This is a genomic window from Streptomyces sp. NPDC054047, assembly GCF_055585065.1.
This window is the reverse complement of record NZ_JBVJKV010000002.1, coordinates 826,675-843,286: the sequence shown is the minus strand read 5'-3', so window position 1 is coordinate 843,286 and position 16,612 is coordinate 826,675. Positions and strand designations below refer to the sequence as shown.

Annotated in this window: 13 protein-coding genes; 7 read left to right on the top strand and 6 right to left on the bottom strand. The window is 70.1% G+C overall.

All coding sequences use genetic code 11. The annotated features are described in order from the left end of the window. Window positions 1–348 precede the first annotated feature (348 nt). Window positions 349–2,763: a ThuA domain-containing protein gene (locus ACZ6ZP_RS10275; protein ID WP_469406565.1), complete on the top strand. Its 2,415-nt coding sequence runs from the start codon at window positions 349–351 to the stop codon at window positions 2,761–2,763. After that, entirely contained in the window at window positions 2,760–4,967 is a 2,208-nt protein-coding gene (locus tag ACZ6ZP_RS10270; protein WP_383823206.1) for an OmpL47-type beta-barrel domain-containing protein, read from the top strand. Before ACZ6ZP_RS10275 ends, ACZ6ZP_RS10270 begins: the two co-directional genes overlap by 4 nt. A 61-nt stretch (window positions 4,968–5,028) precedes the next feature. Here ACZ6ZP_RS10270 and ligD read toward each other — a convergent pair whose 3' ends face one another. Beyond that, a complete protein-coding gene (ligD, locus tag ACZ6ZP_RS10265; RefSeq protein WP_351161046.1) occupies window positions 5,029–6,042 on the bottom strand; it encodes a non-homologous end-joining DNA ligase in 1,014 nt (337 codons plus the stop codon). A gap of 73 nt (window positions 6,043–6,115) precedes the next feature. Between ligD and ACZ6ZP_RS10260 the strand changes: the two genes are divergently transcribed. Further along, window positions 6,116–7,177 (top strand): ATP-dependent DNA ligase, encoded by a 1,062-nt coding sequence (locus ACZ6ZP_RS10260; protein ID WP_383823203.1) that lies wholly within the window; start codon window positions 6,116–6,118, stop codon window positions 7,175–7,177. A gap of 17 nt (window positions 7,178–7,194) precedes the next feature. Here ACZ6ZP_RS10260 and ACZ6ZP_RS10255 read toward each other — a convergent pair whose 3' ends face one another. The 4 genes from ACZ6ZP_RS10255 to ACZ6ZP_RS10240 are packed head-to-tail and all read right to left on the bottom strand — an operon-like array spanning window position 7,195 to window position 11,283. Then, window positions 7,195–8,517: an LLM class flavin-dependent oxidoreductase gene (locus ACZ6ZP_RS10255; protein WP_361461507.1), complete on the bottom strand. Its 1,323-nt coding sequence runs from the start codon at window positions 8,515–8,517 to the stop codon at window positions 7,195–7,197. Next, on the bottom strand, window positions 8,514–9,347 hold the full coding sequence (locus ACZ6ZP_RS10250; RefSeq protein ID WP_469406334.1) for an ABC transporter ATP-binding protein: 834 nt from the start codon (window positions 9,345–9,347) through the stop codon (window positions 8,514–8,516). Before ACZ6ZP_RS10250 ends, ACZ6ZP_RS10255 begins: the two co-directional genes overlap by 4 nt. Next, window positions 9,323–10,180, bottom strand: a complete 858-nt coding sequence (locus tag ACZ6ZP_RS10245) for an ABC transporter permease (RefSeq protein WP_399973839.1) — start codon at window positions 10,178–10,180, stop codon at window positions 9,323–9,325. Before ACZ6ZP_RS10245 ends, ACZ6ZP_RS10250 begins: the two co-directional genes overlap by 25 nt. Then, window positions 10,177–11,283: an ABC transporter substrate-binding protein gene (locus ACZ6ZP_RS10240; protein WP_469406331.1), complete on the bottom strand. Its 1,107-nt coding sequence runs from the start codon at window positions 11,281–11,283 to the stop codon at window positions 10,177–10,179. The genes ACZ6ZP_RS10245 and ACZ6ZP_RS10240 overlap by 4 nt, the downstream gene beginning before the upstream one ends. A gap of 432 nt (window positions 11,284–11,715) precedes the next feature. Between ACZ6ZP_RS10240 and ACZ6ZP_RS10235 the strand changes: the two genes are divergently transcribed. Together ACZ6ZP_RS10235 and ACZ6ZP_RS10230 are read left to right on the top strand one after the other, a co-directional pair. Further along, on the top strand, window positions 11,716–13,509 hold the full coding sequence (locus ACZ6ZP_RS10235; protein WP_469406329.1) for a hydroxysqualene dehydroxylase: 1,794 nt from the start codon (window positions 11,716–11,718) through the stop codon (window positions 13,507–13,509). Between the two features lie 47 nt (window positions 13,510–13,556). After that, the gene (locus ACZ6ZP_RS10230; RefSeq protein ID WP_383823195.1) at window positions 13,557–14,510 is read left to right on the top strand and encodes a DUF3048 domain-containing protein; all 954 of its coding nucleotides are present in this window, start codon (window positions 13,557–13,559) and stop codon (window positions 14,508–14,510) included. A 1-nt stretch (window position 14,511) separates the two neighbouring features. Here the strand turns inward: ACZ6ZP_RS10230 and ACZ6ZP_RS10225 are convergent, their stop codons facing one another. Then, window positions 14,512–14,979, bottom strand: coding sequence for a MarR family winged helix-turn-helix transcriptional regulator (locus ACZ6ZP_RS10225; protein WP_351161028.1), 468 nt, complete (start codon window positions 14,977–14,979; stop codon window positions 14,512–14,514). A gap of 191 nt (window positions 14,980–15,170) precedes the next feature. Between ACZ6ZP_RS10225 and ACZ6ZP_RS10220 the strand changes: the two genes are divergently transcribed. Together ACZ6ZP_RS10220 and ACZ6ZP_RS10215 are read left to right on the top strand one after the other, a co-directional pair. Then, the gene (locus tag ACZ6ZP_RS10220) at window positions 15,171–15,953 is read left to right on the top strand and encodes a CoA transferase subunit A (protein WP_351161026.1); all 783 of its coding nucleotides are present in this window, start codon (window positions 15,171–15,173) and stop codon (window positions 15,951–15,953) included. Further along, window positions 15,953–16,612, top strand: a complete 660-nt coding sequence (locus tag ACZ6ZP_RS10215; protein ID WP_469406325.1) for a CoA transferase subunit B — start codon at window positions 15,953–15,955, stop codon at window positions 16,610–16,612. Before ACZ6ZP_RS10220 ends, ACZ6ZP_RS10215 begins: the two co-directional genes overlap by 1 nt.

Here is a 16,612-nt window from a genome sequence, read left to right as displayed (position 1 = left end):
CCCCACTGCGGTACGGAGACTGACGGGGCACAGGAGGCCCCCGAGACGGCCACACGGTATCGGGGGGATCTTCGTTTATCCACACGCAGGACAAAGTTCGCGGAATTCCGTCCGTACCTATTGGCGAGTGACGGAAAGAGGTCTAGCTTCATCCGCGCCTGTTGCTGTGACCGACGAGGGGTGGGTGTACTCATGCGGCTCACACCGCATCAAGAGCCCTTGGCTGTACGAGGGTTGAGCAGAGCCAGACGCAGATCGAACCGCCAGGACGAGCCAAGGAACCAGAACCAGAAGCCCAACCGGGTCGGCTCGCGCCGCGCCTGGGCCGCCGCCCTGCTCTCCGGGGCCATGGTCACCGGCGCGCTCTCCACACAGGCCGCCACCGCGCGGCCCTATCCCGAGCCACCGTTGACAACGATGTCCCTGCCGTCGCCGCCCGGCCAGGCGAACGTACGCGTCCTCGTCTTCCACGGCTCCGCCGCGGGCGGCGACGAGTCACCGGTGGTGAACGCGGGCATCGAGGCCATCGAGAAGATCGGCCAATCGGGCCCGGCCGCCCAGCGGTTCAAGATCGAGGCGACCGACGACCCGGCGGTCTTCACGAACGAGGCCAAGCTCGGCAAGTTCAACGCCATCGCCTTCCTGACCGGCGGCGGCGACATCCTCGACCCCGAGCAGGAGGCGGGTCTCGAGGCCTACATGGAGGCGGGCGGCGGTTTCGTCGGCATCCACGACGCGGCCCGCGCCGAGCCGTACTCGACCTGGTTCACCGGCCTGATCGGTGCCCGCCCGGCCGATTCGAGCCCCACGAACGTGCAGCGCGCCACCGTCGAGGTCGGCGACCGGGAGAACCCGGCCACCAAGGACCTGCCCCTCCAGTGGAAGCGCCCCGACCAGTGGCTGAACTGGACCAAGAACCCGACCGGCGAGGTCCACACCGTGGCCCGCGTGCGCGAGTCGACCTACCAGCCGGGCGAGAGCAAGAACGGCGCCGACCACCCGGTCTCCTGGTGCCGTGACTACGACGGCGGACGCTCCTTCTACACCGGCATGGGCGGCACGGCGGCCTCGTACGACGAGACCGACTTCCGCCAGCACCTGCGCGGCGCCCTGCTGTGGACGAGCCGCATCGCGCGCGCCGACTGCAAGTCGACGATCACCGCCAACTACAAGGCGCAGCGCCTGACCCAGGCCAACCAGCCGGGCCAGAACGACCAGATCGGCGAGCCGCACGGCCTGGTCACCGCGCCCGACGGCCGGATCTTCTACATCGGCCGCGGCGGCGCCGACTCCTCGCAGCCGGTCGTCACCGACTGGAACAACCCCGACATCGGCAAGGGCAAGGGCGAGATCCACGTCTACGACCCCAAGACCAAGAAGGTGACGCTCGCGGGAGCGCTCACCATCTTCGGCAACAAGGGCGGCGGCGATGAGCTGATCAAGGTCGAAGAGGGCCTGCTCGGGATCGAGTTGGACCCCAAGTTCGAGCAGAACGGCTGGGTGTACCTGCACTACACACCCCACTCGAAGATCAACCGCGAGACGCACATGGCCGAGCGCTACGTCTCGCGCTTCACGCTCGACCAGGCGACCGACAAGCTGGACCTCGCGAGCGAGAAGGTCCTGCTCAAGTGGCCGGTGCAGATCCACAGCTGCTGCCACGCGGGCGGCGGGATGGCCTGGGACTCCAAGGGCAATCTCTACATCGCGACCGGTGACAACAACTCCTCGGGCTTCAGCTCCGGTTACTCGGGCAACAACCCGCAGCCCAACTTCAAGGGCGTCTCCTTCGCCGACGCGCGCCGCACGGCGGGCAACACCAACAACCTCAACGGCAAGATCCTGCGCATCCACCCGGAGGCCGACGGGACGTACACGCTCCCCGAGGGCAACCTCTTCACCGGCAAGGAGCCGGACGAGGGCGGCGGCAAGACGCGCGGCGAGATCTATGTGATGGGCGTCAGGAACCCGGCGCGCATCTCCGTCGACAAGAAGACCGACACCCTCTACGCGGGCTGGGTCGGTCCCGACGCCGGTGAGCCGTCGACGACGTGGGGCCCGGCGAAGTACGACACGTTCGCCGCGATCACCCACGCCTCCAACCGCGGCTGGCCGTACTGCATGGGCAACAACCAGCCCTACCGCGACCGCAATCTCCCCGACCCGTCGAAGCCGCTGGGCTGGTACGACTGCAAGAAGCTCAAGAACGAGTCGCCCAACAACGACGGCCTGGTGAACATCCCGCCGGCCGAGCCGAACAACATCTGGTACTCGCCGCAGGGCGGCGGCGTCGACTACCCGCGCGACGCGAACGGCATCCCGAGCTACAAGACGTCGGAGCAGAAGACGCTCCTGCCGTGGCTCAAGGGCGGCGGCCAGGCCACGATGAACGGCCCGGTCTACCGCTACGACGCCACCAGCACCAGTGCGGACAAGTGGCCCTCGTACTGGGACGGCAAGTGGTTCGTCGGCGACTTCTACGACTCCGACCAGCCCCGGCACGCGGTCCTGACCGACCCGAAGACGGTCGGCAGCGGCGGTCTGCCCGTGCACGCCGAGTCCCTGAAGAAGATCATCCCGATCGGCAACGACGGCATCAAGAACCTCATGGACTGGAAGTTCGCCCCCGACGGCTCGTTGTACGTGCTCGACTACGGCCGCGGCTTCTTCACCTCGGACTCCAAGTCGGCGCTGTGGCGCGTCACTTACTCGGGCGGCGAGGCCACGCCGGCCGCCAAGGACCTGGCAAGGAGGGCGGGATGACGAAGCCCGCGATACGCAGGCGAAGACTCTGGACGGCGCTCTTCGCGTCGCTCCTGATGGTGCTCGGCCTGACGTCGACGGCGGCGAGCCAGCCCGACAACCCGGGCCGGGCCGCGGCCCAGACGCTGACCTGGACCGCGAACAACGCGATCGACAAGTACGCCTCCGCGCCCGCCACGGCGGTCGCGGGCGCGACGACGATCGTCTTCGAGAACAGCACGGCGACCGGCAACGACACCGGAATGCCGCACACGCTGACGTTCGACGTCTCCGACCCCGAGTACAACAACGACGTACCGCTGAACATCCTGGCCAACCCGAACGACGACCAGGGCGGCAAGCACACGGCCGAGGTCACCCTCTCTCCCGGTCGTTACCGCTACCACTGCACGATCCCCGGCCACGGCTCGATGCAGGGCATCCTCGTGGTGACCGAGGGCGGCGGCGAGGACACCACCGCTCCCGAGACGGCCGCCAAGGTCGAGGGGCAGACCAACGCCGACGGCGCGTACGTCGGTTCCGCCACCGTCTCGGTGACGGCGACCGACGCGGGTTCGGGCGTCGACAAGACCGAGTTCGCGGTCGGGGCCGACGGCGCCTGGCAGCCGTACACGGCGCCCGTGGTCGTCGACCAGGTCGGCACCCACAAGATCCGCTATCGCGCGAGCGACAAGGCGGGCAACGTGGCGGCGGAGAAGGCCGTCGACTTCACGGTGGTCGCGCCGGACACGAACGACAAGACGCCACCGGAGACCTCGGCCACGGTGAGCGGCGAGAAGAACGACAAGGGCGAGTACGTCGGGATGGCGACGGTCACCGTGACGGCGTCCGACACCGGCTCCGGCGTCAACAAGATCGAGTACGCGGTCGGTGACGGCGGTGCGTGGACGGCGTACACCGCGCCGGTCATGGTCCACGCGGCGGGCGCGCACAAGATCCGCTACCGCGCGTCCGACAAGGCGGGGAACCAGGCGGCGGAGAAGGCCGTCGAGTTCACCGTGGTCACGCCGCCGGTCGAGGACAAGACGCCGCCGGAGACCGCGGCGAAGGTCGAGGGCGACAAGAACTCGGACGGCGCGTACGTCGGCAGGGCGAAGGTGACGGTCACCGCGACCGACGCCGACTCGGGCGTCGACAAGGTCGAGTACTCCCTGGACGGCGGTCCGTATCTCGCGTACACCGCTCCGGTCGTCGTCGACCGCGTGGGCCGGCACACGGTGGCCTACCGCGCCGGCGACAAGGCGGGCAACACCGCGGCGGCCAAGGACGTCTCCTTCACGGTCGCGGAGGGCGGCGGGGTTCCGTCCCCCAACTGCGCCGAGTTCGACGAGCGGCTCACGGTCATCGTCGGCACGGTCGACACGGGCATCCCCAACCGCGTCACCAACAACCGGTGCCGCATCAACGAGCTGATCGAGGACGAGAAGGAGTGGACGTCCCACGCGCTGTTCCTGAAGCACGTCAAGGCCGTCACGGACAAGCTCCTGAAGGCCGGTGAGATCGACCAGCGCGAGTACAACAAGATCAACCGCGCCGCCAAGCAGTCCGGCATCGGCAAGCCGGGCCAGACCGAGGGCTACCGCAAGATCTTCGACGGCACCCAGGACTCCCTGAACAAGTGGGAGCAGGTCGGCGGCGGCAAGTTCGGCCTGAACCCCGACGGTTCGATCACCAGCAGCACCACCGTCCAGGGCATGGGCATGCTGTGGTTCCCGCAGCGCAAGTACGGCGACTTCTCGCTGAAGCTCCAGTGGCGGGACGACGCGCCGGGCAACGGCAACGCCAACGGCGGTGTCTTCGTGCGCTTCCCGCAGGTCCACGACCACCCGGAGGAGTCACGTCCGGAGTGGGTCGCCATCAAGTACGGGCACGAGATCCAGGCGCTCGACCGGCCTGACGGCGACATGTACAAGTCGGGCTCGATCTACGGCTTCGACCGGGTGGGTCTCGGCGGCGCCGGGGTCACCCCGAAGGGCACGTGGAACGACTACGAGATCAAGGTGGTGGACCAGCACTACTCGATCTACCGCAACGGTGTCCTGATCAACGAGTTCGACAACACCGGCGGCCAGGAGTTCACGCCGCCGCGTGGCGACGACCCGGGCACGGACGGGCGGCGTTACTCGTCCGGCTATGTCGGGTTGCAGGTCCACGGGGTCACGGACGTGATCTCCTACCGGGACATCAGGATCAAGGAGCTGTAGTCAGCCCCTGACCGGTCCGGCTCCGGCCCCCGCACCCCGACCCGGGGCGCGGGGGCCTTCGTCACTCCTCGTGCCGGGCCCGGCTCGGCTGCACGCGCTTCGGCTCGCCCGGCATCTTCGGGTACTCGGGCGGATAGGGCAGATTGCCGAGGCCGTGCTCCCGCTCGTCCCGTTCGGCGAGTTCGAGGAGGGGCTCCAGGGAGAAGGCGTGCTTCTCCATGTCCGCGTGCACGTCGCCGAGCCGGGCGAACCGCTCCGGCATCGTGCCGATGTCGAAGTCCTCGGGCACCGCGTCGGAGACCTCGTCCCAGGTCAGCGGCGCCGACACGGGGGCGTTCGGGCGGGGGCGCACCGAGTAGGCGGAGGCGATGGTGCGGTCGCGGGCGGTCTGGTTGTAGTCGACGAAGATCCGCTCGCCCCGCTCCTCCTTCCACCACGCGGTCGTGACGGCGTCCGGCATCCGGCGCTCCAGCTCGCGCCCGCAGGCGATCGCGGCCCGACGTACACCGGTGAAGTCCCACCTCGGTTCGATGGGCACGAAGACGTGCAGGCCCCGCCCGCCGGAGGTCTTGGGCCAGCCCTGGAGGCCGTACGCGTCGAGAACCGCACGCAGCTCGTGCGCGGCGCGCACCGCGTCGGCGTAGTCCGTGCCGGGCTGCGGGTCCAGGTCGATGCGGAGTTCGTCGGGGTGGTCGGTGTCCGCGCGCCGGACCGGCCAGGGGTGGAAGGTCAGCGTGTTGAACTGGGCGGCCCAGATGACGGCCGCGATCTCCGTGGGGCACATCTCGTCGGCGGTGCGGCCGCTGGGGAAGGCGATGGTGGCCGTGGGGATCCAGTCGGGATGGTTCTTGGGGATGCGTTTCTGGTAGAAGAACTCGCCCGCGACCCCGTCCGGGAAGCGCTGGAGCGTCGTGGGCCGGTCCCGCAGGGCGCGCACGATCCCGTCGCCGACCGCGAGGAAGTACTGCGCCACGTCCAGCTTGGTGAAGCCCCGCTCCGGAAAGACGACCTTGTCCGGACTGGAGAGCCGCACAGAGCGCCCGCCCGCGTCGAGCTCCACCGCTTTTCCACCCATGCGGCCACGCTAGGCGCAACGGACGAGAGTCGCATACCGGGCGGAGGGTGACTTATGGGGACAGAATCGAGGCATGGATCTGCCGGTCATGCCCCCCGTCAAGCCCATGCTCGCCAAACCCGTGGCGAAGATCCCGCCGGGCATGCAGTACGAGGCCAAGTGGGACGGCTTTCGCGCGATCGTCTTCCGGGACGGCGCGGACCTGGAGATCGGCAGCCGTACGGGCAAGCCGCTGCCCCGGTACTTCCCCGAGCTGGCCGAGGCCCTGCTCGAGCGCCTTCCCGACCGCTGCGTCCTCGACGGTGAGATCGTGATCGCCCGGGACGGGCGGCTCGACTTCGACGCGCTCACCGAGCGCATCCACCCCGCCGCGTCCCGCGTGCGGACGCTCGCCGAGCGGACCCCGGCCTCGTTCGTGGCCTTCGACCTCCTCGCCCTGGGCGATGCGGGCCATCTCGACACTCCTCTCAGCGAGCGGCGCGCCTTGCTGACCGAGGCCCTGGAGGGCGTGACGGCCCCCGTCCACCTCGCGCCCGCCACCCTGGACCCCGAGCTCGCCCGGAAGTGGTTCGAGCAGTACGAGGGCGCGGGCCTGGACGGCGTCATCGCCAAGCCGCTCGATCTGCGCTACCGGCAGAACGAACGCCTCATGTTCAAGATCAAGCACGAGCGCACGGCGGACTGCGTGGTCGCGGGCTACCGCCTCCACAAGAGCGGCCCCGTCGTCGGCTCGCTCCTCCTGGGCCTGTACGACGACGAGGGCACCCTCCAGCACGTCGGCGTCTGCGCCGCGTTCTCCATGCAGCGGCGCGCGGAGCTGATCGACGAGTTGGAACCGCTGCGGATGGAGACGGCCGCGGGCCACCCCTGGGCGGCCTGGACGGACGAGTCCGCGCACGAGGCGTCCCGGATGCCGGGCGCGCCCAGCCGCTGGTCGGGCAAGAAGGACCTGTCCTGGGTGGCGCTGAGCCCCGAGCGCGTCTGCGAGGTGGCATACGACCACATGGAGAACGGGCAGCGCTTCCGGCACACGGCACGGTTCCGCACCTGGCGACCGGACCGTACTCCTGACAGCTGTACGTTCGCCCAGCTGGAGGAGCCGGTCCGGTACGACCTGGCCGATGTGCTGCGCTAGTACGCCGCGCTAGAGGCTCACGCGGCGTACTGGCTCTCCGGGCGGGCCAGGCCGTAGTGGTCGCGCAGGGTCGTGCCCGTGTACTCGGTGCGGAACAGGCCGCGGGCGCGCAGGATCGGCACGACCTGGTCGGCGAAGAGGTCGAAGCCGCCGGGCAGGCCGGGCGGCATGACGTTGAAGCCGTCGGCGGCGCCCTGCTCGAACCACTCCTGGATCTGGTCCGCCACCTGCTCGGGCGTGCCCGCGACGACACGGTGGCCGCGCGCCCCGGCGAGGCGGTGCAACAGGCCGCGCACGGTGGGCTGTTCGCGGTCGATGATGTCGAGGATCACCTGGAAGCGGCTGCCGTTGCCGCGCTCACCACCGGTCTCGATGAGCTCGCGGGGTACGGGTCCGTCCAGTTGCCCGGCGGTCAGCCGCAGGCCGAGCATGCGGTGCAGGAGCTGCAAGGAGTACTCGGGCTGGGTGAGTTCGTTGTACTCGTCGTGCAGGGCGTGCGCCTCGGCCTCCGTGGAGCCGATGAAGGGGCTGATGCCGGGCAGGACAAGCACCTTGTCGGGGTCGCGGCCGGCCCCCGCCGCCCGCTTCTTCAGATCGGCGTAGAAGTCCTGGCCGTTGCCGAGCGTCTGGTGCGCGGTGAACACGGCCTCCGCGTACCGCGCGGCAAAGGCGCGACCGTCCTCCGACGAGCCCGCCTGCACGTAGACGGGGCGGCCCTGCGGTGTGCGCGGGGTGTTGAGCGGGCCGCGCACCTTCAGGTGCGGCCCTTCGTGGTCGATGGTGTGGATGCGGTCGGTGTCGGCGAAGAGCCCGGTCTTCTGGTCGGCGACGAGCGCATCGTCCTCCCAGCTGTCCCAGAGCTTGGTGACGACGTCGAGGAACTCCTGTGCGCGGTCGTACCGTTCGGCGTGCACCGGGTGCGCGTCGAGGCCGAAGTTCCGGGCGGCCTGCGGCGCTCCGGTGGTGACGATGTTCCAGCCCGCGCGCCCGCGGCTGAGATGGTCGAGCGAGGCGAAGAGACGGGCCAGGTTGTACGGCTCGCTGTAGGTGGTGGACGCGGTCGCGATGAGGCCGATGCGCCGCGTGACGGCGGCGATCGCGGAGAGCCAGGTGAAGGGCTCCAGGCGGAAGCGGCTCGCGTAGCGGACGTTGTCGGCGAGGGCCGGGCCGTCGGCGAGGAAGATCCCGTCGAAGGTGGCGGCCTCCGCGCGCCGTGCGAGGTCCTGGTAGAAGTCGATGTCCAGGATGCGCGCGGGGTCGGAGCCGTGGTGGCGCCAGGCGGCCTCGTGGTGCCCGCCGGGGTAGACGAAGAGGTTGAGGTGCAGTTCGCGGCGGCTCATGCGACGGCCACCTCGTCCTTCGGGGCGTGCGAGGCGGACGGGGCAGGTACGGCATGCGGGGCGCGCTCGGCGCCGCCGGCGGGCACGGGATCGTCGCCGGACAGGTCGACCCCCAGCTGCCGCAGCAGCCTCCCCCGCAGCTCCGCGTACTGAGGACTCCCCTGGCCGCGCGGCGCGGGAAGCTCCACCCGTACGTCGGCCGCGATGCGCCCCGCGTCCAGGACGACCACCCGGTCGGCGAGGGCGATCGCCTCGTCGACGTCATGGGTGACCAGGAGCACGGCGGGGCGGTGCGCCTCGCACAGGCGGCGCAGCAACGCGTGCATCCGGATGCGGGTGAGCGCGTCAAGGGCGCCGAACGGCTCGTCCGCGAGCAGGAGTTGCGGTTCGCGGACCAGGGAGCGGGCGAGCGAGACCCGTTGCTGTTCGCCGCCGGACAGGTCCGCCGGCCAGGCGTCTTCCCGGCCCGCCAGACCCACTTCGGCGAGCGCCGCGCTGCCGCGCTCCCGTGCTCCGGGGCCCGTCAGACCCAGTACGACGTTGTCCAGGACCCGCTTCCAGGGCAGCAGCCGGGCGTCCTGGAAGACCACCGAGACATCGCCGGGTGCCGACAGCTCCCCGCTGCCCTCGACCTCGTGGTCGAGGCCCGCCAGGGCCCGCAGGAGCGTGGACTTCCCTGAGCCGCTGCGGCCGAGCAGCGCCACGAACTCGCCCGGCGCGATGGACAGTTCGAGTCCGTCGAGAATCGTGCGGTCCCCGAAGGACCGGACCAGCCGCTCGATGCGCACGGCCGGACCGTCGTCCGTCAGCCCGCCAGTGTGCGTCGCCATGACAGCGCCTTCCTCTCCACGAGCCGGACGAGTGCGTCCGAGATGAGACCGAGGAGGCCGTACACGACGAGGCCGACGATGATGATGTCGGTCTGCCCGTAGGTGCGGGCGAGCTCCATCATGTAGCCGATGCCACTGGTCGCGTTGACCTGCTCGACCACGACGAGCGAGAGCCACGCCGCGGTGACCGCGAACCGCATGCCGAGCAGGAAGCCCGGCAGCGCCCCCGGCAGGACGACGTGCCGCACGAACCCGGTCCGCGAAAGCCTTACGGTCTCGGCGAGTTCGGCGTAGCGGCCGTCGATCGTGCGCAGCCCGTTGTGGGTGTGGATGTAGACCGGCACGAACACGCCGAGCGCGATGGTGATGACCTTCATCGACTCGCCGATGCCGAACCAGAGGATGAGCAGCGGGATCAGCGCGAGCGAGGGGATGGCCCGCTTGATCTGCACGGGTCCGTCGATGATGCCCTCGCCGATCCTGCTGAGCCCGGCGGCGATCGCCAGGGCGAGTCCGGCCGCGGTGCCGAACAGCAGCCCCAGCAGGGCGCGTTCGGCGGAGGTGGCGAGGTTCGACTGGAGCCGCCCCTCGGCGATCAGGTCGCCTGCGGTGCTCACCACGGTCCAGGGCGCGGAGAGGTTGCGGGCGTCGATGAACCCGGCGGCCGACCCCGCCGACCAGAGGGCGAGCAGGAGCAGGGGGCCGATCGCCCATCCGTAGGGGACGGGCCTGCCGGGTCCGAGCCTGCGGCGCGGACGTTTCCCCGCCGCCCGGACCACGGGCGCGGGGCGGGTGGCGGAAGCCTTGGTCAGGGTGGGGGCCTCGGCGCTCATGAGCCCTCCCCCGCACCGGACTTGCCCGCGTCCGCACCGGACTTGCTGTCGGTCGCCCCGGACTTGACCGCGTCCGCGGCGACCGACTCGTAGCGCCGGTCGAAGAGGACCTCCGCGTCGAAGGTCTCCTTCCCGGTCTCCTTCGCCAGCAGGTCGACGGTCTTCTGCTGCCGGGCGATGGCGGCGGTCCAGTCGGCCGGGATGTCGGGGTGGCCGATCCCCTTGACCAGGTACTCGCCGTCGGCGCGGGTCAGGCCCTGGTCCTTGACGTAGTAGCCGTCGATCCATTCCTTGGGGTGCTGGTCGGCCCATGCGGAGGCGCGCGCCCAGTACTTCACGAACTCCCGGATGGCCGCGGCCTTCTGGGGGTCCTCCACCGACTCGGTGGGCACCCACAGGTGGCCCGGGTCGTCCCGCAGCCCGTGCTGGATCGTCTTCGCGCCGTCCTTGCCGTACTTCGCGGGATAGCGCTTGATGTTGACCCCGCCCAGCGGCGCGGCGTCGACCTGGCCGTTGCCGAGCGCGGACGGGTACACGTCGCCGGTGCTGGGCAGTTCGACGAGCTGTACGTCGTCCTTGGCGAGCCCGGCCTTGGCGAGGATGCGCAGGACGAGGGCGCCCTGCGCCTGCCCCGGGCTGTAGGCGATCTTCTTGCCGCGCAGGTCCTTCAGCGTGTCGATGTCGGCTCCGGGAGCGATGCCGAGTTCGTACACGGGGTGCTTCAGCGGGTCCTTGCGGTATTTGGCCGCCACCAATTTCGTGTCGAGCCCCGTCCAATGCGCGTGAATGGACGGAATTTCGGCCGCGGAGCACACGTCGAGGGAATTCGCCCGGAATGCCTCGGAGCACTGGGGGCCGCCGCTGATGTTGGCCCATTTCACCTTGAAGGGAATCTTGTCGAGCTGTCCGGAGAGTTTCAGGGCGACCTGGGCTTCCGGCGCCCCGACGGTGATGGTGGTGCCCGGATCCACTTTCGCCGGGATCTTGGCGGAGACCTGCTTGGCGTCGACGGTCGTGGTCGACGAGGCGTTGTCGGCGCATCCTGCCAGGAGCAGCGGGGCGACGAGGGCAGCGCCTAGCGCCGCCCGTTTGTGTGTGGGCATGGGCTCTTTCCCGGGAGTGGCGGACGTACACGGAAGGGGAAGCCTGGAATGGCGCGCGGCTTCCTGCGAGAAAGCGTTCCGAGCGTCAGCTACACAGGGCGGCGGCGACGCGCATCAGATCAACAGCGCGCCGCTGCTTGAACCGCCGGGATATTCGCATGGCGTCGAAACTAGCCACGGCACCAAGAGAGGGTCAAGTCATCTCGCCCGCCCCGGCTCTCCGGAAACGCAGCCTTCGTACTCCTGCCATACGCGCGTCACACCGGCCGAAGGCCCCCGGCCGGGAGAACCTCCGGGAACTGCCGAAAACCACCGGGTACGCATTCACGCCAATGTTCGCGCCCGCGCCCTCGCGCCGCTTCCCCGTCATCGGCGGCGACCGTAAGCTCCTGCGCCTGACACGGGAGTTACTTACGGTAAGGGGGCCGGGTCATGGGGTACTCGGGAGCTGCGGGCAGCACGAGACGGACGTTCGTCGCGGGGGCGGCCGCGGCGGGCGGCGCGGTGGCACTGGGGGCGGGAGCGCTGCCGGCGGCGGCCGATGAGCGCGCCGCGACAGCGGATGCGGCGCAGCGGAATGTGGCCGTGCTGGGCGGCGGCGTCGCGGGACTGACCGCCGCCCACGAGCTCGCCGAGCGCGGCTTCTCCGTCACGGTCTACGAGCGCAGGGCCCTTGGCGGCAAGGCCCGCAGCATGGACGTACCGAACAGCGCGAAGGGCAACCGCAGGCCGCTGCCCGGCGAGCACGGGTTCCGCTTCATCCCGGGGATCTACCACAACCTCCCGGACACGATGCGCCGCATCCCCTTCCCCGGGAACGCGAACGGCGTCTGGGACAACCTCGCGGCGCCGCGCGAGATGGCGTTCGCGCGCACCGGGCGCGAGGACATCCGGATGCCGATCCCGTGGCCGGGCAGCGAGCCGGAGAAGCTCACCCTGGACGACATCGCCCGCGCGCTCACCGCGCTCCTGGACACCGCGTTCAACCTGCCCGCGCACGAGGCCGCGTACTTCGTGAACCGCGCCCTCGTCTTCCTCACCAGCTGCGACGAGCGCCGCGACGACACCTGGGAGGCCATGCCCTGGTGGGAGTTCGTGCGCGCCGCGAAGATGTCGAAGGACTACCAGCGCATCCTCGCGATCGGCGTCACCCGCAACATCGTCGCCACCAAGGCCGAGGAGGCGAGCACCCGCACCGTCGGCACACTGGGCGAGGCCTTCGTCTTCAACGCGCTCGGCCAGGGCGCGGACGGCCCGCCCGACCGGCTGCTCAACGCGCCGACGAACGAGGCGTGGATCGACCCGTGGGTGACCCATCTGAAGTCCCTCGGCGTGGAGTTCCGCATCGGCTGGACCGTGCGGCAGCTGGGCTTCGCAGGCGGGCGCATCACGAAGGCCGTCGTCGATGACCCCGACGGCGTACGCCGCGACGTCACCGCCGACCACTACGTCCAGGCGATGCCGGTGGAGCACGCGCGCAGGACGTGGAGCGCGGAAATGAAGGCGGCCGACCCGCAGTTGGCGCGCTGCGACAAGCTGGAGACGGACTGGATGACGGGCATCCAGTTCTATCTGACGGAGCGTCCGCCCGTGGTGAAGGGCCACTTCAACCTCATCGACTCGCCCTGGTCGCTCACCGGCATCGCGCAGGCGTCCCACTGGCCGGATCGCGACTTCCCCGCGGACTACGGCGACGGCGTCGCGGTCGAGTGCCTCTCCGTGGACATCTCCGAGTGGGACAAGCCGGGAATCCTCTACGGCAAGACGGCCAAGCAGTGCACGCGCGACGAGGTCGCCAAGGAGGTGTGGGCGCAGCTCAAGGCCGCGCTCAACGACACCGGCAAGGTCGTCCTGAGCGACGGCAAGCTGCACTCGTGGTTCCTGGACCCGGGCGTCGACGGCATCGGGACGCCGAACCCGACCAATGAGGACGAGCTCCTCATCCACCCGGTCGGCACCCTCTACAACCGCCCGTCGGCCGTCACGAAGATCCCCAACCTCTATCTGGCGGGCGACTACGTGTCCGTGCCGATCGACCTCGCGACGATGGAGGGCGCCAACACGTCGGCGCGCCAGGCGGTGAACGCCATCCTGAAGAGCGTCGGCTCGGACGCCGCACCCTGCACGGTGGCCTCTCTGTACCGCGTCCCGGCGATCGAGCTCCTCAAGCGCCACGACCGCACCCGCTACCGGCTCGGCCTGCGCAACGCCCTCGATCTGGGCTGAGGGGCCCGGGGACGGGAGAGCAGGGGCGGACGGGGTAGGAACTCCGTATGGGAACGGGATCGGGAACGCGGACACGACGCATGACGGCGGCGGCGGTGGCGGCCGTCGCCGCCTTGGGCCTCGCGCCCGGCTGCACCCCGAACGACACCGGCGGCGGCGACGGGAAGGGGCCGTCCGACGAGGGCGGACGCGTGCTCGCCGTGAAGATCGACAACGTGGGCCCGGCCCGCCCGCAGACGGGCCTGGAGACGGCCGACGTCGTGTACGCGGAGCAGGTCGAGGCGGGCCTGAGCCGGCTGATGGCGGTGTACGCCGGCCGGCTGCCACCGATCATCGGCCCGGTGCGCAGCGCGCGGGAGACGGATCTGGAGCTGCTCCGGCAGTTCGACGATCCGGCCCTCGCGTTCTCCGGGGCCCAGTCGAAGCTCCTGCCGCTGATCTCGGCGGCTCCCCTGCGCCCCCTGTCGCCCGGCAAGGCACCGGAGGACGCCTACTTCCGCAGCGGCGCCAAGCCGGCCCCGCACAACCTCTTCGTACGCCCGGAGAAACTCAACGCCGACCTGGGCGAGGGAGGCCTGGAGAGCACGGGCTTCCTCTTCGGCCCGCGCCCCAAGAAGGGCGGCACCCCGGAACGGGAGCGCACGGTCCGCTTCCCGGCGGCGCGGTTCACCTTCACCTGGTCGGCCGAGCGGGCGCGCTGGCTGGTCTCCATGGACGGTGCGCAGGCGCGCACCGTCAACGGAAAGCAGCTGGCCGCTTCGACGGTCGTCGTGCAGTACGTGAAGGTGCGCGAGTCCCGCTTCCACGACCGCTCCGGCAACAACACGCCGTTCACCGAGACCATCGGCTCGGGGAAGGCGCGCGTCCTGCGGGACGGCCGCGCCTACGACGTGCGCTGGGAGCGGTCGTCCGCCGACGACGGCACGGAGTTCACGACGGCCGACGGCGATCGACTGCCGTTCGCCCCGGGCCAGGTGTGGGTGGTGTACGCGAAGGGGTGACTCAGGTCCTGCCCGCCGCGAAGGGCTCGGCGGGATGGCGCAGGCCCTCCGCCGCCTCCGAGACCCGCTGGATCAGGTCGAAGAAGACGGTCTGCTCGTCCGCGGAGAGCGGGCCGAGGAAGACCTGGTTCATCCGGGCCGTCCGCACGGTCAGCTTGCGGTGCGTGCGCTTGCCCTCGTCGGTGAGGTGCAGCAGATAGCGGCGGCCGTCCTGCGGGTCGCGCACCTTGTCGAGCAGCTCGCGGCGGATCAGGCGGCTGATGACCTCCGCGATGGTCGACCGGTCCAGGCCGACCCGCTCGCCGACGGTGCGCTGGTCGAGGCCGGGCTCGGCCACCAGCGCGTTCAGGACGGCGAACTGCGGCGAGGTGATCTCCTCGGAGACCATCGTGTTCCACAGCAGATAGTGCGCCTGCTGCAGACGCCGGGCCAGGTGCCCGGGGTGGGTGGTCAGGTCCACCGCGGCCATGGGTTCCTCCACTGACTGTGCCGGTAGCTGTGCCTGTGACTGTGCCGGAGATTTCTGTAGGTGCACTGAACACTACTCGCTCTTGACGGCCCAGGGAACGAGTGGCAGCGTAAGTTCAACCTCGTAGAAATAGTCAGTGCCCTGATTAATGCGTGGGGCATCGAAGACTTGGAAGAGATGGGGCTCGACGGATGGACAAGGTGGTGGCCTCGGCCGCCGACGCGGTGGCCGATGTGGGCGACGGTGCGTCCCTGGCGGTGGGCGGGTTCGGGCTGAGCGGTGTGCCCGGCGTGCTGATCGGGGCGCTGTACGAGGCCGGAGTGTCGGGCCTGCGGGTGGTGTCCAACAACTGCGGGGCGATGGAGTCGGGGCTCGCGGTGCTGCTCTCGGCGGGCCGCATCGCCCGGGTGACCGGTTCGTACATCGGCGCGAACAAGGAGTTCGCGCGCCAGTACCTGGGCGGTGAGCTGGAGGTGGAGATGATCCCGCAGGGCACGCTCGCCGAGCGGCTGCGCGCCGGAGGGTGCGGCATCCCCGCGTTCTTCACGCCGGCCGGGGTGGGCACACAGGTCGCCGACGGCGGGCTGCCGTGGCGCTACGACGGCTCGGGCGGGGTGGCCCTCGCCTCACCGGCCAAGGAGGTGCGGGAGTTCGACGGGCAGGAGTACGTCCTGGAGCGCGGCATCCGTACGGACTTCGCGCTGGTGCGGGCCGCCAAGGGCGACCGGCACGGGAACCTCGTGTTCAACAAGTCCACCCGCAACTTCAACCCGCTGGCCGCGATGGCCGGACGGGTCACGATCGCCGAGGTGGAGGAGCTGGTGGAGCCGGGCGAGATCGACCCGGACGCGGTGCACCTGCCGGGGATCTACGTCCAGCGGGTCGTCGAGCTGACCCCGGAGCAGGCGGTGGACAAGGGCATCGAACGGCGCACGGTCTCCGTGCCCGAAGCACGAGGGACGGTGAGCGGCTGATGGCCTGGACCCGTGAGCAGATGGCCGCACGCGCCGCACGCGAGCTGCGCGACGGACAGTACGTGAACCTGGGCATCGGACTGCCCACCCTGATCCCGAACTACCTCCCCGAGGGCGTCGAGGTGGTCCTGGAGTCCGAGAACGGCATCCTCGGCGTGGGCCGCTACCCCACGGACGCCGAGGTGGACCCGGATCTGATCAACGCGGGCAAGGAGACGGTCACCGTGCGGCCCGGCGCCTCCTACTTCGACTCCGCGCTGTCCTTCGGGATGATCCGCGGCGGTCACATCGACGTCGCAGTGCTCGGCGCGATGCAGGTCTCCGCGCGCGGAGACCTGGCCAACTGGGCGATCCCCGGCAAGATGATCACGGGGATCGGCGGGGCGATGGACCTGGTGCACGGGGCGCGCACGGTGATCGTGGCGATGACGCACACCGCCAAGGACGGTTCGCCCAAGATCCTTGAGGAGTGCGCGCTGCCGCTGACCGGCCGGACCTGCGTGAACCGGATCATCACCGATCTCGGCGTCCTGGACGTCACCGAATCCGGCCTGGAACTGGTCGAGTTGGCCCCCGGTGTCACCCCGGACGAGATCACCGCCAAGACCGCGGCCAAGGTCCACGTCCCCGTGTCCGTCTCCGAGGGATTCCCGTCATGA

Bases quoted from the DNA above. Each gene is read 5' to 3' on its own strand.
- ACZ6ZP_RS10275 (WP_469406565.1), top strand. From the start codon at position 349: ATGGTCACCGGCGCGCTCTCCACACAGGCCGCCACCGCGCGGCCCTAT.
- ACZ6ZP_RS10270 (WP_383823206.1), top strand. From the start codon at position 2,760: ATGACGAAGCCCGCGATACGCAGGCGAAGACTCTGGACGGCGCTCTTC.
- ligD (WP_351161046.1), bottom strand. From the start codon at position 6,042: ATGGGTGGAAAAGCGGTGGAGCTCGACGCGGGCGGGCGCTCTGTGCGG.
- ACZ6ZP_RS10260 (WP_383823203.1), top strand. From the start codon at position 6,116: ATGGATCTGCCGGTCATGCCCCCCGTCAAGCCCATGCTCGCCAAACCC.
- ACZ6ZP_RS10255 (WP_361461507.1), bottom strand. From the start codon at position 8,517: ATGAGCCGCCGCGAACTGCACCTCAACCTCTTCGTCTACCCCGGCGGG.
- ACZ6ZP_RS10250 (WP_469406334.1), bottom strand. From the start codon at position 9,347: ATGGCGACGCACACTGGCGGGCTGACGGACGACGGTCCGGCCGTGCGC.
- ACZ6ZP_RS10245 (WP_399973839.1), bottom strand. From the start codon at position 10,180: ATGAGCGCCGAGGCCCCCACCCTGACCAAGGCTTCCGCCACCCGCCCC.
- ACZ6ZP_RS10240 (WP_469406331.1), bottom strand. From the start codon at position 11,283: ATGCCCACACACAAACGGGCGGCGCTAGGCGCTGCCCTCGTCGCCCCG.
- ACZ6ZP_RS10235 (WP_469406329.1), top strand. From the start codon at position 11,716: ATGGGGTACTCGGGAGCTGCGGGCAGCACGAGACGGACGTTCGTCGCG.
- ACZ6ZP_RS10230 (WP_383823195.1), top strand. From the start codon at position 13,557: ATGGGAACGGGATCGGGAACGCGGACACGACGCATGACGGCGGCGGCG.
- ACZ6ZP_RS10225 (WP_351161028.1), bottom strand. From the start codon at position 14,979: ATGGCCGCGGTGGACCTGACCACCCACCCCGGGCACCTGGCCCGGCGT.
- ACZ6ZP_RS10220 (WP_351161026.1), top strand. From the start codon at position 15,171: ATGGACAAGGTGGTGGCCTCGGCCGCCGACGCGGTGGCCGATGTGGGC.
- ACZ6ZP_RS10215 (WP_469406325.1), top strand. From the start codon at position 15,953: ATGGCCTGGACCCGTGAGCAGATGGCCGCACGCGCCGCACGCGAGCTG.